Source organism: Arthrobacter sp. MYb224 (assembly GCF_002975455.1).
In the GTDB taxonomy this organism is placed as follows: domain Bacteria; phylum Actinomycetota; class Actinomycetes; order Actinomycetales; family Micrococcaceae; genus Glutamicibacter.
Map to the genome: position 1 here is coordinate 23,952 of NZ_PCPU01000008.1, position 22,495 is coordinate 46,446.

Here is a 22,495-nt window from a genome sequence, read left to right on the forward strand (position 1 = left end):
TAAAACGGCCCACTTTCATCGCCTGAGCAATGAAAGTGGGCCGTCATGGGCTGCGGGTGCTTAGAACAGCACGCGGGCCAGCTTCTGGCGCGATGCCGCCACGCGCGGATCCGCGTTGCCGATCACCGCGTAGAGCTCGATCAGCCGGCGGCGGATCCGTTCGCGGTCTTCATCGGCCAACCGCGAGATCAGCGAGACCAGCCGGGCGAAGGCGTCTTCCACATGTCCGCCGACCAGGTCCAGATCCGCAACGTTCAGCTGCGCGGTGAGATCATCCGGGTTTTCTGCCGCGGCGGCTCGCGCCTCGTTCAGCTCCAGGGCCTGCGTGCGGGAGAGCAAACGCACCTGGTAGACGCCGACCTGGGCGTCCTGATCGTTGGGCTTTTCGTTGAGCGCCTCAAGGTAGGCTGCCTCGGCGGCGGCGTAGTCACCGGCGTCGATCGCATCCACCGCCTTTTGGTGCAGCGGCGGCAATGGCTGCTCTTCGCTTCCGCCGGAGAAGGCCGGAACGCTCCCGGCCAAGCCCTGCTGCACGCCCAGTTCGGCCAGCTGGTTGAGCACCTGGTCGATCTGCTCGGCAGCTGCCGGGCCTTGGAAGAGCGGGACCGGCTGGCCGTTGACCAACGCGATCACCATCGGGATCTGCTCCGCCTTGAACGCTTGGGCGATATTCGGGTACTTCTCCGCGTCCACCAGGCCGAGCACCATCTTGCCAGCGCGGCGATCCACGAGGGTTTTCAGCGCGGCGTCGAGGTCTGCGGAGACCTGCACCCGAGGCGAACCCAGGGAGACGATCGCCGGCACCTGCTGGGAGAGCCCGACAAACTGCTGGAATGCGGCCTCGTCCAGGGTCAGCGTCCAGCTAGCCGCCGCGCCGGGTGCGTTCTCCTCGGTGGCCTGCGGGCCGTGGGCGGCCAGGGAGCCTAAATCGATGGCTCCGCGCGCCGAGGGAATATGTGGTTCGGTCATTAGTTCTCCTCCGCCTGCTTGACGCTCAGCAACACTACCTCGCTGGCGACAAGCTGAATCTTGTCGTCATTGCCGGACGCTGGGATGTACATCATCACCGGTTCGGCGTACGTGATCTCTACGTTACCGGTAGAGGTGCTCGATCCAAGCAACTTCTTGGTCAGCTCGTCGGCGCTCTCCAGCGGATCTGCATCCTCGGTGCGCTCGAATACTGCCTTCTGGTTCAGCCGGCCGGTGACGATCGCACCGCCATCGGGGGTGGAGATCACCTGCGTGTCCTTCTTGTTGACCGAGCGCGAGTACTTCACATTCGCCTCGTTGGCTTCTTCCTTTTCCTTCTTCTGCCCCGAGTGGATCGCCTTGATGAATTCGGATTCCGCGAAGTTGCCCTTGTGCTTGGACTTCTCGTTGGTCAACACGTCCGCGAGCTGATCGAGCGCCTCTTCCGGCTTGACCTTCAGCCCTTCGGCATTGCTGCCCAGCTGCTGGATCGAGGGGTCGCCCACCGCGATGCCCGGGAAGGTCGAGTTCGGCAGCATCTGCGCGGCGAAGCTGACCTTGTAGTTTTCGCGAGCGCTGTCCTGCTTCAGGGTCAACGCCATCGGCAAGGTGGCCGGATCCGAGTCCTTTGCGGTCACCACCGAGATCACCCGCGGGAATTTCGCCTCGGAGCTATTTGGCACGGCGGCCGAGCGAATCACCGCGGTCTTCAGCGCCAGCGGCTTGGCGATCTTGATGTCGTCATTCAGGATGTCGTAGCGCTTGGTGCGCAGGTCCTTGAAGGCACCGGAGGTACGGGCATCCAGGTCCTTCTTCGTATTCTTCTCGTCGGCCTTGCCGATCTGCTTCTCCACGTCGCCCAGGATCCGCTGCAGCTGCTCCTCGGTGAGCACCGGGTAGCTATCGGGTTCGGCTTCCGCGGACGTCGATTCGTCGGCCGGCTTCGAGTCGTCGGCGGGCTTGGATTCCTCCGCTTTCTCCGATTCCTCGGATTTCGCGGAGTCCGATGCCTTGGCCGATTCGGCTGGCTTGTCTTCCGACGGTGCCATCGGCACGCTGACCCCGCCCACGGCCAAGGCGAGCACCGCGGCCATGGCCAGCGAGTTCTGCGTGGTCGAGCCGCCCTTGGCGCTCGGGGAGGCAGCTTCTCCGCGGCGTGCAGGCTTGGAAGGCTTGATCACGCGCATCAGCAGCAGGGCCACACCGAAGACGAGCAGCAGCGCGCCGATGATGATCAGCGGCAGCGCCCATGGCATGGCATCGTCGTTGGCATAGGTGACCGAAATATCGGTTGGCGCCGCCTTGGTGCCATCGGCGGCCAGCAGCAGCGACCAGTCGCCGTTATCCGGCGCGGTCCAGCGGTAGGTCATCGTGCCATCGGCCTTCTGTGAGTCGAAGAACAGGTCATCGCCAGCCGGGTTCGGGGTCTTCTTCTCCCCGTCGATCAGTTCGGCGACCAGCTGGTGGTTTTCGCGGTCCACGCCGGTCAGCTCGACATGGGAGGCGTTGTCGACCCACGCCTCGACGTCGTAGCTGCGCGCCAGCGAGGCGGTGAACTCGCCGTCTCCGCTGATCACCAGCTCCACCGGTTCGGCATTGGCATTCTGCACCGACGGTTGGATAACCGTCAGCGGCGCCTCGGATTCAAATTCTGGCATGCTTGCGGTGACCGTTTCGGGCGGAGCCCAAAAGGTCTTCTGTCCGATCCCTACCACCAGGGCAACGGCCCCAAGCAGGATCGCGATCACGGAGATAACTTTTCGCACGACTTCACCTATTCGCCAACGGTCACAGCTGTTCTTTCACAAGTCTAACGAGTCCATCGCCCCAATGGTTCCGCGATCTACCTGTGAAGTGGCTCAAATGACCATGTCGGAGTGTCATAGAGCACTTTCAGAACCCATTCCGGCGGTATGCTCGGTGCCATGGAGAGTAATCAGCCGCCCAATGAACTTCCGGACCCGGCAACCAACCCCGCGCACCCCTCCGCCACCGAGCCGTCCGCCGGGCAGCCCGAGCAGGGTTCCACCGAGCCCGAATCCCCCACCGCGCAGTGGGCGCGCCGGCTTTCCGCCAAGGTGAACGCACTGCTGAAGTCCCCGCGCCGCCCCAACGCGTTCGGTGAGCTCCCGGAGGCCACTGATCAGGGGACCCCCGAGCCGATCCCCGCCCTGCACCCGATCTCCATGGGCTTCTTGGGCACCATCGGCGTGGGAATGGCGCTGGCCGGCTACTACCTGCTGACCAATGTCGGCTCGCTGATCACCTGGATTGCGATCGCCCTGTTCATCGCCCTGGGACTGGACCCGGTGGTGCGGTTCCTGATGCGCCGCGGGTTGAACCGGCCGCTGGCGGTCACCTCCACAATGGTCGGGTTGCTGGCAATCTTCGCGGGGTTCATGGCGCTGATCATCCCGACGCTGGTCACGCAGATCACCCAATTCATCTCCCGCGCCCCGGAAATCACCGACAACTTCCTCAACAGCCAGTGGGTCAGGCAGATCGATGCGCAGTATGCGCTCTCGGCGCGCGTTAATACCGAGGTGCAGCGCTTCTTCGGCGATTCCGGCGCGGTCACCAACGTGTTCGGCGGCGTGCTGGGCGTCTCCCAGACGGTGGCCCAGTCGATGTTCGGCGTACTGATCGTGCTGGTCCTGGCGATCTACTTCCTCGCCTCGCTGCCGGGCATGATGTCGTTTTCGATGCGCCTGGTCCCGCGTTCCAAGCGGACGCGCGCCAGCGAAATCGCTACCCGCATCACCCGCTCGGTGGGCAACTACGTCATGGGCCAGGCCTCGGTGGCGGTGCTCAACGCGCTCGTCGCGCTGGCGCTGATGACCCTGCTGGAGGTCCCCTTCGCGGCGTTGCTGACCTTGCTGGTCGCGATGCTGGCCTTCATTCCGCTGGTCGGCGCGGTGATCGCCGGGGTGCTGGTCACCCTAGTCACCCTCACCCTGGGCTGGCAGACGGCGCTGATCTACGCGGTCTGCTACTTCGGCTACCTGCAGCTGGAGGCCTACTTCGTCTCCCCGCGCATAATGAACAAGGCCGTCGCGGTGCCCGGGGCCGTCGCGGTGATCTCGGTGATCGCCGGCGGCACGCTGGTGGGGATCACCGGGGCGCTGATGGCCATCCCGGTCGCCGCCTCGGCGATGATCCTGCTGCGCGAGGTGTTCATCGCCCGCCAGGACCGGCTCTAGTAGCGGTAGGAGCGCGATTCCCAGCAGTTCGGATGCCAGTGCCGGCGATTCGCCGCGGCCGCATCGTCCCCGGACCAATGATCGGCCCGCCAGGTCACCAGGTGCGCCACGCCCGGGGTGATCATTCGATGGCAGCCCGGGCAGGTGTAGGTTTTCACCGCGTTCAGCGGGGACACCTTGCGCACATGCCATTGCCCGTCCGGGGCATCCTGCAGGCGCACCACCCCATAGCGGGCGCGCTGCATCCAATCTTCGTCATTGCCCTGCGGCGCGCTGGACCGCGAACGAGCATTCGGTGCGGATCCTGGTTTGCGGCGCGGGCGGTTCGAACGTGGCATGCCTTTAATCATGCCGTATCGCGCACCGGCGGCACGAACCGGTAAAGTAGGTCGGGTGCGTTTAGTGGTTGCAAAGTGTTCAGTAGATTACGAGGGCCGTCTTCGAGCCCACCTCCCCCTAGCTACCCGGCTGATCATGGTCAAGGCCGATGGTTCGGTGCTGATCCATTCCGACGGCGGCAGTTACAAGCCGTTGAACTGGATGAATCCGCCGCTGGTATTACGTGAGGCGAGTCCCGATGAGGACGCCGCCGCCCTCGGCGCGCTCAGCGTCTGGCATGTGACCAGCGCGAAGACCGATGACAAGTTGACCATCAGCTTCCATTCGATCGAGCACGATTCGGCTCATGAGCTCGGCGTGGACCCGGGGCTGATCAAGGACGGCGTGGAGGCCGATCTGCAGCGCCTGCTGGCGGAGCAGATCGGGCTGCTCGGCGACGGTCACCGGCTGGTGCGCCGCGAGTACATGACCGCCATCGGCCCGGTGGACATCCTGGCGCGCGATTCCTCCGGCGCCGCGGTGGCGGTGGAACTCAAACGCCGCGGAGACATCGACGGTGTCGAGCAGCTCACCCGCTACCTGGAGCTGCTCAACCGCGATCCGCTGCTCAAACCGGTCACCGGAGTGTTCGCCGCACAGCAGATCAAGCCGCAGGCCCGCACCCTGGCCGAGGACCGCGGGATCCGCTGCCTGACCCTGGATTACGATGCAATGCGCGGAGTCGATGACTCTGCGGGCAGACTCTTCTAAGCTAGGTACATGAATACCGCTTCGCGTTACGCCATTTTCGCCACTCTCGTCTCCGATGGACAGGAAGTCAGCGATGGCGTGCTGGCCATCGAGGACGATCGAATCCGTTTCGCGGGCAACCGCGACGACTGGCTCGCCCTGCCCGAGGCGGAAGAATTCACCGACTATCCGGTGCCCGAAGGCACCATCCTCATCCCCGGGCTGATCGACCTGCACTGCCACGGGGCCCTCGGCGCCGATTTCGCCGCCCCGGAACACGGGCCGGTCACCGACGCCCTGGAGTACCTGCACCGCGCCGGCACCACCACCCTGCTCGCCTCGCTGGTCACCGCCGAGCAGGGCGAGATGACCCGGGCGGCCGAAATTCTGGCCGAATTCGCCGAGGCGGGCCAGATCGCCGGCATCCACGCCGAAGGCCCCTTCCTTTCAGCGGCGCGCTGCGGGGCGCAAGATCCGCGCTACCTCACCGACCCGGACCCCGAATTTGTCGAAGAGCTCGTGGCCGCCAGCCGCGGCCAGCTGCGCACCATGACCTACGCCCCGGAGCTGGCCGGCTGCGAGGAGCTGATCGAACAGCTGGTGATCCTCGGCGTCGTGCCCTCCCTAGGGCACACGAACGCGAGCGCCGAGGTCACCGCCGCATCCCTGCGCTACGCCCGCGACCAGCTGAGCAACGCCGGGGTGGACGGCTTCACCGAGAAGCCCACCGTCACCCACCTGTTCAACGGCATGCCTCCGCTGCATCACCGTGAGCCCGGTCCGGTGGCCGCCTGCCTGGAGGAGGCCTCGCGCGGCAACGCCTTCGTGGAACTCATCGCCGATGATGTGCACCTGTCCCCCGATACGGTCCGCCTGGTGTTCAACCTGATCGGCGGGCGCCATGTGGTGCTGGTCAGCGATTCGATGGCCGCCACGGGGCTGAGCGACGGGCACTACTCGCTGGGCCCGGCGCAGGTTGAGGTCAAGGATTCGCAGGCCCGCCTGGCCGACGGTTCGCTGGCCGGTGGCACCAGCACCCTGCTTGAGGTGCTGCGCTGCACGGTCGACGCGGGCATCCCGCTGACCCGGGCCATCGAGTCCGCCACCTCCATCCCCGCCGCGCTGATCGGCCTGGCCGACGAGGTCGGCAGCCTGCACTATGGCTTCTGCGCCGACGTGGTGATGCTTGACGCGAAGCTGCAGCTGCAGCAGGTGATCCGCAACGGGCAGGTCCTCTAGCCCGCATCCGGTTTAAACAGCGCATCCCGCCGTGTCCACCCAATGGGTGGACACGGCGGGATGCGTTTTTGCGGCGCTGGCTCAGATTTGCCAGCTGCCGGCGATCGGCCCGGCTTCAAGCCAGGCGGAGAAACCCGTGTAGTCGCGGTAGTCCATCGCCAGCAGCTGCTCTTCGCCCGATTGGGTGAGCTGCACGATGACGAACCCCGGAGGAATCTGCATCGCTTCATCCTCGCTGGGCCGACGCCAACCGTTCATTTCTAATCCGCGGCGCTGCAGCACGTAGCTGGGCACCGGGGAGACAGAGAAAAACCGCAACAGGTCCAGATGTCCCCCGCCGTAGCGGCCGATCGCCATCATCCAGCGGCCCTTGGGCGTGCGGATGGAGGCGTCGAAGGTGCCCAGGGTGCGCCGCAATTGAATGCGGCGCACACCCATGGCACCGAAGAACAACACGATGCAGGTTAATACCAGCAGCGCTATCAGAACTGGTGCGGTTATCTCGATCAATTCAATGCCTACGCTGCGGTACCAATCACAGCGTTATCGGCGACGATCACTACGCGATCCGAATCGACGGAGCAGAAGCCACCGTCGATCTGCACCGAGAAGCGCGCTTCGGAAACTGGATCGATTTCCAGATCCCCAGCGGCAAGCACCGACAGCATCGGAACGTGACCGGGCAGAACGCCGATCTCGCCGTCAACCGAACGTGCCTTGACCAGCTTCGCAGCGCCGGACCACACGAAGTGGTCCGCCGCAACGATTTCGACCTGAAGTTCGGCCATGGTTAGCTGGCCTTCTGGATTTCGGCCCACTGGCGCTCGACGTCATCAAGACCGCCGATGTTGAAGAACGCCTGCTCTGCGATGTGGTCCAAGTCGCCATCGCAAATGGCCGTGAAGCCTTCGATGGTGTCCTTGATTTCAACGGTCGAACCCTCAACACCGGTGAACTGCTTTGCGGTGTAGGTGTTCTGCGACAGGAACTGCTGGATGCGGCGTGCACGCGACACGACGATCTTGTCCTCTTCGCCCAGTTCGTCAATGCCGAGGATCGCGATGATGTCCTGCAGTTCCTTGTTCTTCTGCAGAATAGCCTTCACGCGGATGGCAGTGTCGTAGTGCGCCTGACCGATGTACTGCGGATCCAGGATTCGCGAGGTCGAGGTCAGCGGATCGATCGCCGGGTACAGACCACGCGACGCGATTTCACGCGACAGTTCGGTGGTTGCATCCAAGTGAGCGAAGGTTGCCGCTGGAGCCGGGTCGGTGTAGTCATCGGCCGGGACGTAGACGGCCTGCATCGAGGTGATCGAGCGGCCCTTCGTCGAGGTGATGCGTTCCTGCAGCAGGCCCATCTCATCGGCCAAGTTCGGCTGGTAACCCACGGCCGAAGGCATGCGGCCCAACAGGGTCGACACCTCGGAACCGGCCTGGGTGAAGCGGAAGATGTTGTCGATGAACAGCAGCACGTCCTGGTTCTGCACATCGCGGAAGTACTCCGCCATGGTCAGTGCCGACAGTGCCACGCGCAAGCGAGTTCCAGGTGGCTCATCCATCTGGCCGAACACCAGGGCGGTGTCCTTCAGAACGTTGGCTTCTTCCATTTCGACCCAGAGGTCGTTGCCTTCACGGGTGCGCTCGCCCACACCGGCGAATACCGAGGTACCGCCGAAGTTACGTGCCACACGGGTGATCATTTCCTGGATCAGCACGGTCTTACCCACACCTGCGCCACCGAACAGACCAATCTTGCCACCCTTGATGTACGGGGTGAGAAGGTCGATCGACTTGATGCCGGTTTCCAGCATCTCGGTCGAGCCCTCAAGGTCTGCGAACTTAGGTGGCTGGCGGTGGATTGGCCAGCGCTCGGTGACCTGGATCTCCGAGTTGTCAACGTCCAGGGCTTCGCCCAAAACGTTGAAGATGTGGCCCTTGACGCCGTCGCCAACAGGGACGGAAATCGAAGCGCCGGTGTCGATTACCTGGGTACCGCGTACCAGGCCGTCAGTGGCCTGGAGGGATACCGCGCGGACCATGTTGTCGCCGAGGTGCTGGCTGGTCTCGAAGGTAATGGTCTTGGTTACACCGGCGAGGGTTAGCTCGGCGGTGAGGGCGTTGTAGATTGAAGGCAGTGCATCGGCAGGGAACTCGACGTCCACGACCGGGCCAATCACGCGGGCAATACGACCGGTGGCCCCTGCGGTAACCTGCTCGTTGAGTTGGGCAGTCATCTTTCTCACTTCTTGTCTGGTCGGAGTTTCGAAATTTAGCTGTTCAGCGCGTCTGCGCCGGCAATAATTTCCGAAAGCTCCTGGGTGATTTCAGCCTGACGGGCATTGTTGAGCAATCGCTTGTACTTCTTGATTAGTTCGCCAGCGTTGTCGCCAGCAGCCTTCATCGCACGCTGACGAGCAGCGAGCTCCGAGGCTGCGGACTGCAGCTGGGCGTTGAACAATCGCGAATCGATGTACCGCGGAAGCAGCGCGTCAAGCACTTCCTCCGGCGATGGCTCAAATTCGTACAGTGGCAACAACTCGTCGGTTGGCGTCTCGGTCTCATCCTCGACTACCTCCAACGGCAACAGACGGATGACCGTCGGTTCCTGCGTGACCATCGACTTGAACTGGGTGTATACGACGTGGATCTCCTCCACACCGCCCTGCTCGTAATCGGTAGCGAAGTCCTCTAGGAGGATTTCGCGCAGCTCGCGTGCGGTTTCGAAACGCGGGGAATCGGTGTCCCCGGTCCACACTCGGGCGTACTCGCGCGAACGGAAATCGAAGTAAGCCTGAGCCTTGCGGCCGACCAAATAGGTCTTGACTTCCTTGCCTTCCTCACGCAGGAGTTCCACGAGATGCTCTGCCTGCTTCAGAACGCTGGCGGAGTAGGACCCGGCGAGGCCTCGGTCCGACGTCATAACCAAGACCGCGGCGCGGCGAACCTGCGCCGGCTCGGTGGTCAATGGGTGATCGACATCGGCCTGGGACGCGACGGCGGTTACTGCACGGGTAATCGCATTGGCATACGGCAATGAAGCCGAAACACGCGCACGTGCCTTGCCGATGCGGGATGCAGCGATCAGTTCCATCGCCTTGAAGATCTTGCGCATCGACGAAGTCGAACCGATCTTCTGGCGGTAGACCCGAATCTGGGCTCCCATGTGTGTCCTTTCCTTAATCCTTACGATCGGGGCGTGGCGCCGCTAGCAGCGCCCCACCCCTGCGTAAAGAAAATGTCAGCGCTTCTGCTTGACGATCTTTTCCTGGTCGACGGACTCGGCGTTCAGAGCGTCATGCTCTTCGTGGCCGGCTGCAACCAGCTGGTCATCGCCTTCACCGAAGAAGCCAGCCTTGAAGTCGACGACGGCAGCCTTCATGGCTTCCACGGTCTCGTTCTCCAGCTTGCCAGTCTGGCCGATAACGGTCAGCACCTGAGTGCGGTGACGCAGGTAATCGATGAACTCGGTTTCGAAGCGGCGGACGTCTTCCACTGGAACATCGTCCAGGTAGCCGTTGGTGCCGGCCCAAACCGATACAACCTGATCTTCCACGGCGTACGGCTGGTACTGGCCCTGCTTGAGCAGTTCCATCAGACGTGCACCACGGGTGAGCTGCTGCTTGGAAGCGGCGTCCAGGTCCGAAGCGAACATGGCGAAGGCCGCCATGTCGCGGTACTGGGCCAATTCGAGCTTCAGCGTACCGGAGACCTTCTTCATGGCCTTGACCTGCGCCGAACCACCCACGCGGGATACGGAGATACCCACGTCGACGGCTGGACGCTGGTTGGCGTTGAACAGGTCCGACTGCAAGAAGATCTGACCGTCGGTGATCGAGATCACGTTGGTCGGGATGAACGCGCCCACGTCGTTTGCCTTGGTCTCGATGATCGGCAGACCGGTCATCGAACCTGCACCGAGTTCGTCGGAGAGCTTGGCACAACGCTCAAGCAGGCGGGAGTGTAGGTAGAACACGTCGCCTGGGTAGGCTTCGCGTCCTGGTGGACGGCGCAGCAACAGCGACACGGCGCGGTATGCTTCAGCCTGCTTGGACAGATCGTCAAAGACGACCAGCACGTGCTTGCCACCGTACATCCAGTGCTGGCCGATGGCCGAGCCTGCGTATGGGGCGAGGTACTTGAAGCCAGCTGGGTCGGATGCCGGGGAGGCCACGATGGTGGTGTACTCCAAAGCGCCCTGCTCTTCGAGGGTCTGACGTACGGCAGCGATGGTCGATGCCTTCTGTCCAACCGCTACGTAGATGCAGCGAACCTGCTTGGTCTCGTCGCCGGAGGCCCAGTTGGCGCGCTGGTTCAAGATGGTGTCAACCGCGATAGCGGTCTTACCGGTCTGGCGGTCACCAATGATCAGCTGACGCTGGCCACGGCCGATCGGGATCATGGCGTCGATAGCCTTCAGACCGGTCTGCATTGGCTCGTGCACGCTCTTGCGCTGGGTGACGCCTGGTGCCTGGAGTTCCAGTGCACGGCGGCTCTCGGCCTCGATTGGGCCCAGGTTATCCATTGGCTCACCCAATGGGTCAACCACGCGGCCCAGGAAGGCGTCGCCTACTGGAACCGAAAGGATCTCGCCGGTGCGCTCAACCTTCTGGCCCTCTTCGATGCCGGTGAAGTCACCAAGCACGACAACACCGATTTCGCGGGTGTCAAGGTTCTGGGCCAGGCCCAGAGTTCCGTCTTCGAACTTGAGCAACTCGTTGGCCATGACGGAAGGAAGACCCTCCACCTTGGCGATGCCGTCGCTCGCGCTGACGACGCGTCCCACCTCGGTACGCTCTGCCTTACCCGGTTCGTAGGAAGTAGCGAACTCGTTTAGGGCATTACGGACGTCGTCGGCATTGATGGTCAAATCGGCCATCTGCAGTCCCTGCTCTCCTAAATTGTGATCCGTAGAAAAAGATTACGAATCGAATATGAATGAAGTCTGTTGTGGTCCTGGTTAGCTAGGACTTCGATGCGGGGATCGCTCCCCCACCGAAAATTCCTAGCTAGCCAGTGCGCGGCGCAAATCGGCCACGCGTGATGCCACGGAAGCGTCGACAACTTCGTCGCCAACCTTGACCACCAATCCGCCGACCAACTTTGGGTCGATGGAGGTGTTGAGGTTCAGCTCGCGAGCGTAGAACTTGTTCAAGCCCTGCTGAAGTCGCTGAAGCTGAGTCTCGGAAAGCTGGACAGAGCTGGTCACCGTAGCGATCCAGCGCTGCTGGCGCTTGGCCACCAACTCAACGAAACGTTCCACCAAGGCCATTGGCTTGAGCCCACGAGGAGCTGCCACCGCTTGCTGGATCAATACCTTCGAGGTTCGCGACGCGTTAGGCACGAGCTTGAGCGCCAGGGCGCTCTTTGCTTCGGCTGGGGCCTGCGCCTCATCCAACGCACGCTGTAGTTCATGGTTAGAACGAACTACCTCGATGAAGGAGAACAGATCCTGCTCCAGCTTGGCCAGCCCCGAAGCGCCGTCCTGCTGCTCTGCCACCGCGGTGACCGCGGTGACTGCCAGCGTTTCGAGCGCATCGCTAATGTCGCGTTCCGAGCTCCAGCGGTACGAAGCCAACTCTGCGACGATTGCTTCGGCGTCAGCCGAAACCTTTCCGCGCAACAGCTGGGCCAGAAGGCCTGCCTTAGCGGCAGCTTCACGTGCTGGATCAGTCAATGCGCGGCGAAGACCGGCATTTGCATCCAGTACTTCCAGGACCGCGAACAGATCCTTCGGCAGATCAACAGATGCCTGCGCCAGCTTTGGTTCCAAGAACTCCAAGGCCTTTGCCAATGACTCGCTCGATACACTTGCCATTAGTTCGATGCACCTGCATTCTGCTGAGCTTCCAAATCGGTCAGGAACGAATTAACCACGCGCTGTGCACGGGTATCGTCCTGCAGAGCTTCGTCAACAATCTTGCTTGCAAGCTCGGTGGCCAAAGAGCCAACATCGCTGCGAAGCGAAGCAAGGGCGCTGGTGCGCTCTGCTTCGATCTGACGCTGAGCCTGCTCGGTGATACGAGTAGCCTCATCGGTTGCTTTGGTCTTCAGATCGGCAAGGATCTGTGCACCTTCACTACGTGCTTCCTCACGGATGCGGTTAGCTTCGGTGCGCGCTTCCAGAAGCTGGGCCTTGTACTGAGCCAAGGTCTCCTCTGCTTCTTTCTGAGCGGCCTCAGCCTTCTCAAGTCCACCTTCGATCGCGGTGACGCGATCTTCATAGGACTGCTCAAACTTCGGAGCAATCACCTTGATGACGATGAAGAGCAATACCGCGAAGCCAACGCCCGTGACGAGAATCTCCCACGGGTTCGGCAACAGCGGGTTAACCGATTCGCCCGCAGCGAGGATGAATTCAGTGCTGTTCATTCTCACTATTCCTATCTACTAGTTTCCGCATGTGTGTACGCCTCGCAACAGTGGCGAGGCCACTACTACAGTCGCGAAAAGACTAGGCGCCGATAACGAAAGCGAAAACCAGGCCCAAAATTGCAAGTGCTTCGGCAAGTGCGAAGCCAAGCATTGCGATTGGCTGCAGGATGCGCTGAGCTTCTGGCTGACGTGCAACACCATTGATGTAAGCAGCGAAGATCAAGCCCACGCCAATTGCCGAACCGATTGCAGCCAGGCCGTAGCCGATCATATTCAGGGAGCCATGCAACATGTGATTATGTTCCTTTCAAGATACCGAACTTTTGCCGGTAGGTTGTGAGGTATTCCTTGAGCGACTCAAGGAAGATCTTTAGTGGTTAGAAGAAGTGTTGGCCTTAGTGGGCGTCGGCTTCAATTGCACCCTGGAGGTAGATCGCGGTAAGCAAGGCGAAAACGAACGCCTGCAGCACCATGATCAGCAGTTCCAGGAAGTACATTGCGACCGATCCGAGGATGACCAAGATGCCAAGACCATTCATAGCCAAGGAATCCTGAACAACGATCAGGTGACGTGCGCCGGCAGCTGCCAGCATCACGATCATGTGACCGGCCAGCATCGTTGCCATCAAACGCAGCGAGTGCGTCAGTGGGCGAACGATGAAGTTAGAGATGATTTCCAGTGGAATCATCAGTGGCATGATCCAGCCCGGAACACCGGATGGAACGACGGCCAACTTGAAGTAGCGAATACCATGATTCTTCAAACCCACGGCAATCCAGGTGCCGTAGATGATGATGGCCATCGCGTATGCAGAACCAGCGTGTGAGAACGATGGAATCTGCAGGAACGGAATTGCTCCGAAGAGGTTGTTCAGCAGGACGAAGAAGAAGGTCGCGAACAGCAGAGGAATCCAAGGACGGAAGTTCTTCTCACCAATGATGTCGCGGCCAATTCCGTTACGCACGAAGGCGTAGCCGGACTCGGCGAGGTACTGCGTCTTGCTTGGAACCAGCTTCGGGTTCTTGATGGCCGCGGTGAAGAACCAAGTAATGAGCACGATCGAAAGCACGATCATGAGCATCTGCTTGCCGAAACCGGTGCCGTACTCAACCATCCAAGGGAAAATATCTGGGAGGTGAGTATCGGATACGGATGGCGGAATGAATCCGCCTTCTTCTGAGGCCATTGGGAGCGCAAACGCGAACAACGCGCTGTCCTCTCTGCAGTAACGGTCACGGGCAAAAGGCGGTGACTGGCGGTAACTGCCTCTCACCTTGTGAAGAAAAAATCAAACGGGTTCCATCAGCGCTTTTGCATAGCACATCGACGTTGATGAAGTGCCACCCTCAGGTTCCCCTGAGAATGCCTTTCGGAGACGGCCCCTCGTATTTAAACGAATTGCCGAAAATGACCCGTAGTAAGCCTATCAAACTCACAGCTCACCCATGACATAAACGTCGCGGGCTAAATGTCTATGACTCGTTGTAGATGGCAAGGCGCGTCTTCATGAAGGCGCGAACCTCGCCGACCTGCCAGGCAACGAGTGAGACCGCAGCTGCGAGCACGAATCCCTGACGGTTGACCCATTCGGGCAACCCCAGGTTCAACAGCACGAAGGCAATGCCAAATACCTTGATGACGAATGTTCCCAGAAACGCGGGCATCGCCCACGTGCTGCGGATTCGTCCGGCGGCCTCAGCAATCAAGATGCTGACGGCGAAGAAGCCGATCACTAAGCCGGCGGCAAACGCCCCGGAAAGTGCGTATCGCAAATCTGCAAGCAGCCACGAAATCAGGAAAAATGCGGCCGTTGCGATCAACGAGTACAGCACGGAGATACCAAGAATTGGCAGCCAGATGGACTTCGGAGCGGCAGAGGCGGTTATGCGGTCAGAACGTGAATTCATCTCCGCATCCTCCTCTGTTCACTTTCGACGATCCATCGGGCACCGGATGATGCTGATGATACTCATTTCCCCCGCACGGTTATTACCCTCGCGGGAGATGATCCACCATGAATTCTACACGAGATAGAAACTGCTTGGGTTCTGGTTACTTCCCGAGCTTGGCCCGAAGGTTGGTGTAACGCACCGAGACCAGCGGCCACCAGGTGAGCAAGGCGGCTCCGATAACCAGAATCACGATGACCGGGATCAAGATGACCAGCGGTATGAAGGCGATCGATACGACCGTAGCGGCCACCAATGCCGCCCAGATGTAGAGCAACACCACACTTTTGCGCACCGAGTGGCCCTGGGAGAGCATGCGGTGGTGGATGTGCTTGGAATCCGGGGAGAAGGGCGAGCGCTTGTTGAGCAGGCGGCGCACCACCGAGAGGCTCAGATCGAGCACCGGCAGGAAGACGATCACCATCGGCAGCACCATCGGCATGTAGGCCGGCACATTGCGGAAACGATGGGCATCGAGCCCCTGCACATCGCCGGTGACCGCGATGGCCGAAACCGACAGGATCAGCCCGATGGTCAGCACCCCGGTCTCCCCCATGAAGATGTTCGCGGGGTTGAAATTATGTGGCAGGAATCCCACACACGCACCGAGTAACAAAGCGCAAAGCAGCGCTCCGACATTCGCGTAGTCATCGGCACTCACATGGGTGGCCAGGATGTAGGAGTAGAGGAAGAAGGTGGCCGCGCCGATAGCGGCCAGGCCCGCGGCGAGCCCGTCGAGCCCGTCGGAGAAGTTGATGGCGTTCATGGTCAGCACGACCAGAAACACCGTCAGGGCTCCCTGTGCCCAGGGCTCCTCGATCCGCCAGGTGCCAACCGGCAGCGAGCGGATCAGGATGCCGTGTCCGGCGATCACCGCGCCGATGGCCACCTGGCCTGCCGCCTTGTAGTACCAGCGCAGGTCGCCGACGTCATCCCACAGCCCGAGCAGCGCGATCATCACCAGTGCGATGGCGATGCCGCGGATGGTCAGCCCGTTTTCGAAGACCCCGGCGAAGAAGCTGAAGTGGCTGGCCAGCCAGAGCCCGGCGCCGAAGGCGATCATGATCGCCAACCCGCCGAATTTCACGATCGGCGCGTTGTGCTGGTCGCGTTCGCGCACCATTTGGCTGCGGGTGAAGCGGTGGCCGATCGAACGGATGATCGGGGTCAGCAAAAAGGAGGTGGCGAAGCTGAACGCGATCAGCAGGACGTAGCTTCTCATGCGTCCTGGCTCGGAGCCTGGGGCTCCACATCCGCAATGTTCGGGACCACGACGCGCAGTTCGCCGATGTCGATGGCGCCGGCGCGGACCACGCGGAGGGTCTCGCCGGTGGCGTCGACGATGGTCGAAGGCAGGGTGGCGCCGCCATCGGAGCTGCCGCGCGCGCCGCCGTCGAGGTACACGTCCACGCTCTCGCCGAGCTGCGCGATCGCCTCGTCCACGGTGGTCGCCGCCGGCTGGCCGGTGCGGTTGGCCGAGGAGACGGCCAGCGGTCCGGTGGCGCCGAGCAGTTCCAGCGCGGTGTCGTCGTTGGGCACGCGCAGCGCGACGGTGCCGCGGGTCTCCCCCAGATCCCAGGTCAGCGAGGGCTGTGCCTGCAGGATGAGGGTCAGTGCGCCGGGCCAGAAGGCCTCGGCGAGCTTGCGGGCTTCATCGGGGATGTCCCGGGCGAGCCCGTCCATGGTGGCGACCTGGGCGATCAGCACGGGAGGCGGCATATTGCGTGAGCGGCCCTTGGAGGCCATCAGCATGGCGACGCCCTGCGGGCTGAATGCGTCGGCGCCGATCCCGTAGACGGTGTCGGTGGGTAGGACGATGCAGCGCTTCTCGCCGAGGGTTTCCTTGGCTGCGGTGATCGCTGCGGCGCGCTGCTCTGCGTTGCTGACATCAAATGTTGTGCTCACGGGTTTATTCTTTCATGCGGTCGGAGGATAACGGGGCAAGGCCGCTGGTGGCTCGCGCCCGTCCGGTGAGGTCTTGGTGCCCGGTGACCGCCTCGAAACCCAGTTCGTCCAGCATCGCGGCGGCGCTGGCGGCTTGCACCTCCGCGTGTTCCATCACGTACATGCCGCCCGGGCGCAGCAGCCGCAGGGCTTCGGCGGAAACCGCCCGCGGGATCCGCAGCCCGTCGCTGCCCAGCCCGTACAGCGCCATCTGCGGGTCGTGCTCGCGCACCTCGACCTCGCGCGGGATCGCGTTGGGCGGGATGTACGGCGGGTTCGAAATCACCAGGTCCATGGTTCGGTGCAGGGCAACGGGCAGCTGCGCCGCGTCCTGGTGCAGGACTCTCACGCCCAGCGGTTCGCAGTTCGCCCGGGTATAGCCGATCGCCTCGGCGGAGAGTTCCACCGCCCACACGGTGGATGCGCTCAGTTCGGTGGCCAGCGCGGCGGCGATCGCCCCGGACCCGGAGCACAGGTCTACACAACGTGAACCTTGTAGCGAGCCGATGAAGTCCAGACCTACCTGCACCACCGACTCGGTTTCCGGGCGCGGCGAGAATACCCCGGGCCCGACCTGCAGGGTCAGGTAGCGGAAATGGCCCTCGCCGGTCAGGTGCTGCAGCGGGATGCGCCGCGCCCGTCGGTCTACAAGGTCCAGATATTGTGCGTACTGTGCCTCGTCGAGGTTTTCCCCGCGCAGCTCGCGCAATTTGAGCTCGGCACGGCTGTCCCCGGTGACGAAGCACAGCAAGAGGTCGGCATCGACGCCGGGGCTTGGCACCCCGGCGTCGGAGAGAACCGCGGCGGCGGCCCGCCGCGCGGTATTCAGCTGCTCCACGCTATGGCTCTTTGCCGCTTAGCGTTCGCCCAGCGCCGCCAGGCGCTCTTCTTCATCGAGCTGGATGCAGGATTCGATCACCGGAGCCAACTCGCCGTCCATCACCGCATCCAGGTTGTACGCCTTGTAGCCGGTGCGGTGATCCGCGACGCGGTTTTCCGGGTAGTTGTAGGTGCGGATGCGCTCGGAACGGTCCATGGTGCGGATCTGGCTGGCACGCACGGCGGAGTTCTCTTCGTCGATGATCTGCTGCTGGTGGGCCAGCAGGCGCGAACGCAGCACGCGCATCGCGGCTTCGCGGTTCTGGATCTGCGACTTCTCGTTCTGCATGGCGACCACGATGCCGGTGGGGATGTGGGTCAGGCGCACCGCGGAGTCGGTGGTGTTCACGGACTGCCCGCCGGGGCCGGAGGAACGGTACACGTCGACCTTCAGGTCGTTCGCGTGGATGTCCACCTCTTCGGGCTCGTCCACCTCGGGCAGCACCAGCACGCCGGCGGCCGAGGTGTGGATGCGGCCCTGGGACTCGGTCTGCGGCACGCGCTGCACGCGGTGCACGCCGCCCTCGAACTTCAGCTGCGCGTAGACGCCTTCGGCCGGGTCGTTGGACTTCCCCTTGATCGCCACCTGGGCGTCCTTGTAGCCGCCCAGATCGGACTCGTTGAAGGAGATCATCTCCACCTTCCAGCCCTTGTGCTCGGCGAAGCGGGTGTACATGCGCAGCAGGTCCGCGGCGAACAGGGCCGCCTCGTCGCCGCCTTCGCCGCCCTTGACCTCCAGGATCACGTCGCGTGCGTCGTTCGGGTCGCGCGGGATCAGCAGGCGGCGCAGCTTCTCCTCCAGCTCGGGCAGGGCCACCTTGAGGGTTTCAACCTCTTCGGCGAACTCCGGATCCTCATCGGCCATTTCCTGCGCGGCTTCCAGATCCTCGGTGGCCTGCTTCCACTTGTTGTACGCGTCGACGATGCCCTTGAGCTGAGCCGAACGTCGTCCGAGCTTGCGGGCCTTGGCCTGGTCGGCGTAGACCGCTGGGTCTGAAAGCTCCGCCTGAATCGCGGCGTGCTCCTCAAGTAGCGTCTTGACGGATTCAAACATGTTGGCTGTTCTTCCTGTTATGCGTTGCCCGGCCCACGGATCGTGCGTCGCGCGCTGTAGTCAAAGTCTATGTCGTGTGACGCGCCGATGGCGTCCAGGCGGTCGGCGTGAAATGCCGACTGCCTGAACGCCATGGCGGTCAGGGGTGCTAATCCTTGTTGGGAGTGGTCTTGTTGACCAGCATCAAGAATTCGGCGTTCGATTCGGTTTCGCGAATCTTGCCGGTGAGCACCTCGAGGGCCTGCTGCGGATCGATGCCCGAGAGCATCCGGCGCAGGCGCCACATGATGCGCACCTCTTCGGCGCTCATCAGCTGCTCTTCGCGGCGAGTCGAGGACTCGTTGACGTCGACCGCCGGGAAGATGCGCTTGTCGGCGAGCTTGCGCGAAAGGCGCAGCTCCATGTTGCCGGTGCCCTTGAACTCCTCGAAGATGACCTCGTCCATCTTGGACCCGGTCTCCACCAGCGCGGTGGCCAGAATGGTCAGCGAGCCGCCGTTCTCGATATTGCGGGCGGCACCGAAGAAGCGCTTCGGCGGGTACAGCGCGGCCGAATCCACACCGCCGGACAGGATACGTCCGGAAGCAGGAGCGGCCAGGTTGTACGCACGGCCCAGGCGGGTCATCGAGTCAAGCAAGACCACGACGTCCATGCCCATTTCCACCAGGCGCTTGGCGCGCTCGATGGCGAGCTCGGCGACGGTGGTGTGGTCATCTGCCGGACGGTCGAAGGTGGAGGCGATGACCTCGCCCTTCACGGTGCGCTGCATGTCGGTGACTTCTTCGGGACGCTCATCAACGAGCACCATCATCAGGTGCACTTCTGGGTTGTTGATGGTGATCGCGTTCGCGATGGCCTGCAGGATCAGCGTCTTGCCGGCCTTCGGAGGCGAAACGATCAGGCCACGCTGGCCCTTGCCGATCGGGGCGACCAGGTCGATCACACGTGGGCCGACCAGCTTCGGATCGGTTTCCAGGCGCAGGCGCTCGGTTGGGTACAGCGGGACGAGCTTGTTGAACTCGACGCGCTCCTTGTTGTCTTCGGGCTTCTTGCCGTTCACCGAAGTCAGCTGCACCAGGGCGTTGAACTTCTGGCGCGGATTCGGGGTTTCGCCATCGCGTGGAGCGCGGACCGCACCGACGATCGCATCGCCCTTGCGCAGGTTGTACTTCTTGACCTGGCCCAGGGTGACGTAGATGTCGTTCTGGCCTGGCAGGTAACCGGAGGTGCGGACGAACGCGTAGTTCTCCAGCACGTCCAGGATGCCAGCCACCGGCAGCAAGACATCGTCTTCGCTCAGCTGTGGCTCGTCCAGGTCATCACGGCGGTTGCGGCGGTTGCGGTTGTTCCGGTCGTTGCGATCGTTGCGATCGTTACGATCGCTGCGGTCGTTCCGGTCCCCGCGGTTGCGTTCGCGGCGGTTGCGGTTGCGTTCGCTGCGCTCGGCATTGCGGTCATTGCGATCGTTGGAACGCTCATTGCGGTCCTCGGAGTCGTTTGCGCCCTGCTCGTCGTTGCGCTCGTTGTTGCGGTCGCTATTGCGGTCGTTGCTGCGCTCACGCCGGTCATTGCGGTCGTTGGCGCGCTCGCCACGCTCTTCGCGCTCGTTGCGGTTGTTGCCGCGCTCTTCACGCTCGTTGCGGTTGTTGCCGCGTTCGCCGCGCTCTTCGCGATCGTTGCGCTCGGTGTCGGCCTCGCTGCGCTCGGTGCGCTCGCCACGGTCGGCGTTGCGCTCGCGACGATTGGAATTGCGTTCCCGGCGGTTGCCGCGTTCGCGCCGCTCTTCGCGGGCCTCCGGCTGGTTTTCGCCCTCTGCGGCCGGGGCCGATGCGCCAGCATCTGCTTTGGCTTCCGCAGCGGCTTCGGTGTTCTCCGCGGCGACCGGTTCGGCCTTCGCACGCGAGTTACGACGCTGGCGCGGAGCCTGCGTCTGCTCGGCCTTCGCGGCCGGAGCCTGCTCGGCCGCTGGCTGCGGAGTTTCGCCGCCTTCGGCTGCCGGAGCGCTGACCTTGCCCGAGTCGGTGACGCGACGCGAGGTGCGACGTGCCCGCACTGGCTTTTCGGCCTGCTCGGTCTTCGGCTCTGCCGCAGCTGCCGGAGCTGCCGCCTGGGTCGAAGCCTCGCCCTGAGTTGGCGCTTCGGCCTCGGCCTTAGGTGCGCGACGACCGCGCGGGGCCTTGGCCGCAGCCTTCTTCGCAGGAGCCTTTTCGGCGGTTTCGCTCTGCTCCTTGGCCGGAGCCTTGGCTGCCTTGGCGGATTCCTTGCCGGTTTCCTTGGAGGCTACGGAGCCACCGCGCTGATGATCGCCAATGGATTTCACCAGATCGGCCTTGCGCATGCGCGATCCGCCGGTAATGCCTAGTTGGGAGGCCAGCTGCTGGAGCTGGGTCATCTTCAAAGAGGCCAGGCCGGCGCTCTTGGTTTCGGAAGTCTTAGTGTCCACGCCTTCGTTGAGGCTTGTGGTTTCGGTCACGAAAGTTCCTTCTGACTCGTAGGATGGGCTGGTTCAAGCAACCCACTGTGCCGTATGTATAGGCGTCACGACCGAGATTCGATGGTCGTCACGCCATCCAGGCCGCTCACGCTAAAAGATTGTGTAAGGCAAACGCTGGACTTAAAGGTTGATATCTCGACGGCACGAGGAGTGCACAAACGTGGGATATCAGAGGTGCTGCGAACTGCAGAAAAGATCCGGAACGGCTGGACGAACGAAAGTTCGGTAAACCGATTTCGCCCGATCAACACTGGCCAAGTGGATTCATTACTGCGCAATGCGCTCAGCAATCCGGTCTGCCGTGAGTGTTACAGCACTTCTACTGTAACACCGTTCTTGGCCAGTTCGGGCACTTTAATGCTCCACGACACCGAAGATCCTGTGGCGAATGACTCGATTACGGCGCGGGCGGCCTGCAGCTGGGCCTCATCGGAGACCAGGGTCAAGATCGTGGGACCGGCCCCGGAGACCACCGCGGCCAGCGAATTCCCGCGCAAGGCGCGCAGCAGCGCGGCGCTTTCGGGCATGGCCACCGCCCGGTAGTCCTGGTGCAGGTAGTCCCGGGTTCCGCCGAGCAGCTGGCTTGGGTCATTGCTCAGCGCATGGATGAGCAGCGCGGCGCTGGCGGAGTTCGCCGAGGCCTGCGCGTGGTCGATCTGCGCCGGCAGCACCCCGCGGGCGGCCTCGGTGGAGAGCCCGTTCGAGGGCACGGCGAGCACCGCGCGCACCGCCGGGTGCAGCGGCACGGCCACCGTGGTGAAGCTACCTGCCGCATCGGTGGTGGAAATGCTCAATCCCCCGTACACGGCCGGCGCCACGTTGTCCGGGTGCCCCTCCCAGGCGGCAGCGGCCTGGAAGATGGCGTCGATGCCGCCGCGCGCATCTTCCGGGAGCAAGGCGTCGGCGGCGGCGAAGGCGGCAACGATGGCCGCGGCGGAAGACCCCATGCCGCGGGCATGCTCGATATTGTTCTCCGCCTTCAGCTCGATGCCCACCGGAGCGAAACCGCGCGCCTTCCAGTAGCTGTGCATCTGCGCGATGATCAGGTGCGACTCGTCCGTGGGCAGCGTGTCCGCGCCCTGCCCGGTCAGCGTCACGGAGCTCTGCTCTACCGTGCGGATTTCGAGGCGGTCGCGGTATTCCAGCGCCAGGCCCAGCGAGTCGAAGCCCGGGCCGAGGTTTGCACTGGTGGCCGGAGGGGCCACGATGAGGTGCTGGCCCAGGGCGATCTGCTGCGTCATGGTTCCTTCGAGAAGTTCGGGGTTCATCGGCGTATCATTCTTGGCTCGGATAGTGCTCGGCCCGCCGCATCGAGGGATGATGC

22 protein-coding genes are annotated in these 22,495 nt (G+C 62.8%); 3 read left to right on the forward strand and 19 right to left on the reverse strand.

Annotated elements, in window-relative coordinates; translation table 11 throughout:
- Positions 1 to 60: 60 nt before the first annotated feature.
- Positions 61 to 969 (reverse strand): tetratricopeptide repeat protein, encoded by a 909-nt coding sequence (locus tag CQ017_RS14390; protein WP_105554258.1) that lies wholly within the window; start codon positions 967 to 969, stop codon positions 61 to 63.
- A complete protein-coding gene (locus CQ017_RS14395; protein WP_105554259.1) occupies positions 969 to 2,735 on the reverse strand; it encodes a hypothetical protein in 1,767 nt (588 codons plus the stop codon). Before CQ017_RS14395 ends, CQ017_RS14390 begins: the two co-directional genes overlap by 1 nt.
- Positions 2,736 to 2,894: 159 nt before the next feature.
- Here CQ017_RS14395 and CQ017_RS14400 point away from each other — a divergent pair, with 159 nt between their 5' ends.
- A complete protein-coding gene (locus CQ017_RS14400) occupies positions 2,895 to 4,169 on the forward strand; it encodes an AI-2E family transporter (RefSeq protein ID WP_258133691.1) in 1,275 nt (424 codons plus the stop codon).
- Here CQ017_RS14400 and CQ017_RS14405 read toward each other — a convergent pair.
- Positions 4,166 to 4,507 (reverse strand): ATP/GTP-binding protein, encoded by a 342-nt coding sequence (locus tag CQ017_RS14405; RefSeq protein ID WP_105554261.1) that lies wholly within the window; start codon positions 4,505 to 4,507, stop codon positions 4,166 to 4,168. The genes CQ017_RS14400 and CQ017_RS14405 overlap by 4 nt on opposite strands.
- Positions 4,508 to 4,562: 55 nt before the next feature.
- Here CQ017_RS14405 and nucS point away from each other — a divergent pair, with 55 nt between their 5' ends.
- Complete coding sequence (gene nucS, locus CQ017_RS14410) at positions 4,563 to 5,258, forward strand: endonuclease NucS (protein WP_105554262.1); 696 nt, start codon at positions 4,563 to 4,565, stop codon at positions 5,256 to 5,258.
- A 9-nt stretch (positions 5,259 to 5,267) separates the two neighbouring features.
- Positions 5,268 to 6,476: an N-acetylglucosamine-6-phosphate deacetylase gene (locus CQ017_RS14415; RefSeq protein WP_105554263.1), complete on the forward strand. Its 1,209-nt coding sequence runs from the start codon at positions 5,268 to 5,270 to the stop codon at positions 6,474 to 6,476.
- Between the two features lie 81 nt (positions 6,477 to 6,557).
- Here the strand turns inward: CQ017_RS14415 and CQ017_RS14420 are convergent, their stop codons facing one another.
- From CQ017_RS14420 to thrB, 16 genes are all read right to left on the reverse strand, one after another.
- Entirely contained in the window at positions 6,558 to 6,986 is a 429-nt protein-coding gene (locus CQ017_RS14420; protein ID WP_105554264.1) for a DUF2550 domain-containing protein, read from the reverse strand.
- A gap of 8 nt (positions 6,987 to 6,994) precedes the next feature.
- Entirely contained in the window at positions 6,995 to 7,264 is a 270-nt protein-coding gene (locus tag CQ017_RS14425; protein ID WP_096283884.1) for a F0F1 ATP synthase subunit epsilon, read from the reverse strand.
- 2 nt (positions 7,265 to 7,266) lie between these two features.
- Positions 7,267 to 8,712 (reverse strand): F0F1 ATP synthase subunit beta, encoded by a 1,446-nt coding sequence (gene atpD, locus CQ017_RS14430; RefSeq protein WP_096283886.1) that lies wholly within the window; start codon positions 8,710 to 8,712, stop codon positions 7,267 to 7,269.
- A 35-nt stretch (positions 8,713 to 8,747) separates the two neighbouring features.
- Positions 8,748 to 9,641, reverse strand: a complete 894-nt coding sequence (locus tag CQ017_RS14435) for a F0F1 ATP synthase subunit gamma (protein WP_096283888.1) — start codon at positions 9,639 to 9,641, stop codon at positions 8,748 to 8,750.
- 75 nt (positions 9,642 to 9,716) lie between these two features.
- The gene (atpA, locus tag CQ017_RS14440; protein ID WP_105554265.1) at positions 9,717 to 11,354 is read right to left on the reverse strand and encodes a F0F1 ATP synthase subunit alpha; all 1,638 of its coding nucleotides are present in this window, start codon (positions 11,352 to 11,354) and stop codon (positions 9,717 to 9,719) included.
- Positions 11,355 to 11,480: 126 nt separating this feature from the next.
- Positions 11,481 to 12,293, reverse strand: a complete 813-nt coding sequence (locus tag CQ017_RS14445; RefSeq protein ID WP_105554266.1) for a F0F1 ATP synthase subunit delta — start codon at positions 12,291 to 12,293, stop codon at positions 11,481 to 11,483.
- Positions 12,293 to 12,847 (reverse strand): F0F1 ATP synthase subunit B, encoded by a 555-nt coding sequence (locus tag CQ017_RS14450; RefSeq protein ID WP_096283894.1) that lies wholly within the window; start codon positions 12,845 to 12,847, stop codon positions 12,293 to 12,295. The genes CQ017_RS14445 and CQ017_RS14450 overlap by 1 nt, the downstream gene beginning before the upstream one ends.
- A gap of 82 nt (positions 12,848 to 12,929) precedes the next feature.
- A complete protein-coding gene (locus CQ017_RS14455) occupies positions 12,930 to 13,142 on the reverse strand; it encodes an ATP synthase subunit C (protein WP_013348621.1) in 213 nt (70 codons plus the stop codon).
- A 103-nt stretch (positions 13,143 to 13,245) separates the two neighbouring features.
- Positions 13,246 to 14,037, reverse strand: coding sequence for a F0F1 ATP synthase subunit A (gene atpB, locus CQ017_RS14460; RefSeq protein WP_105554267.1), 792 nt, complete (start codon positions 14,035 to 14,037; stop codon positions 13,246 to 13,248).
- Positions 14,038 to 14,323: 286 nt separating this feature from the next.
- Positions 14,324 to 14,758, reverse strand: coding sequence for a hypothetical protein (locus CQ017_RS14465; RefSeq protein ID WP_105554268.1), 435 nt, complete (start codon positions 14,756 to 14,758; stop codon positions 14,324 to 14,326).
- A 145-nt stretch (positions 14,759 to 14,903) separates the two neighbouring features.
- A complete protein-coding gene (locus CQ017_RS14470; protein WP_105554269.1) occupies positions 14,904 to 16,022 on the reverse strand; it encodes an MraY family glycosyltransferase in 1,119 nt (372 codons plus the stop codon).
- Complete coding sequence (locus tag CQ017_RS14475; RefSeq protein WP_105554270.1) at positions 16,019 to 16,705, reverse strand: L-threonylcarbamoyladenylate synthase; 687 nt, start codon at positions 16,703 to 16,705, stop codon at positions 16,019 to 16,021. The genes CQ017_RS14470 and CQ017_RS14475 overlap by 4 nt, the downstream gene beginning before the upstream one ends.
- A 4-nt stretch (positions 16,706 to 16,709) precedes the next feature.
- A complete protein-coding gene (prmC, locus tag CQ017_RS14480; RefSeq protein WP_105554271.1) occupies positions 16,710 to 17,582 on the reverse strand; it encodes a peptide chain release factor N(5)-glutamine methyltransferase in 873 nt (290 codons plus the stop codon).
- A gap of 18 nt (positions 17,583 to 17,600) precedes the next feature.
- The gene (gene prfA / locus CQ017_RS14485) at positions 17,601 to 18,677 is read right to left on the reverse strand and encodes a peptide chain release factor 1 (protein WP_105554272.1); all 1,077 of its coding nucleotides are present in this window, start codon (positions 18,675 to 18,677) and stop codon (positions 17,601 to 17,603) included.
- A 148-nt stretch (positions 18,678 to 18,825) separates the two neighbouring features.
- Entirely contained in the window at positions 18,826 to 21,150 is a 2,325-nt protein-coding gene (rho, locus tag CQ017_RS14490) for a transcription termination factor Rho (protein ID WP_105554273.1), read from the reverse strand.
- Positions 21,151 to 21,479: 329 nt separating this feature from the next.
- Positions 21,480 to 22,439, reverse strand: coding sequence for a homoserine kinase (gene thrB, locus CQ017_RS14495; protein WP_258133701.1), 960 nt, complete (start codon positions 22,437 to 22,439; stop codon positions 21,480 to 21,482).
- Positions 22,440 to 22,495 lie beyond the last annotated feature (56 nt).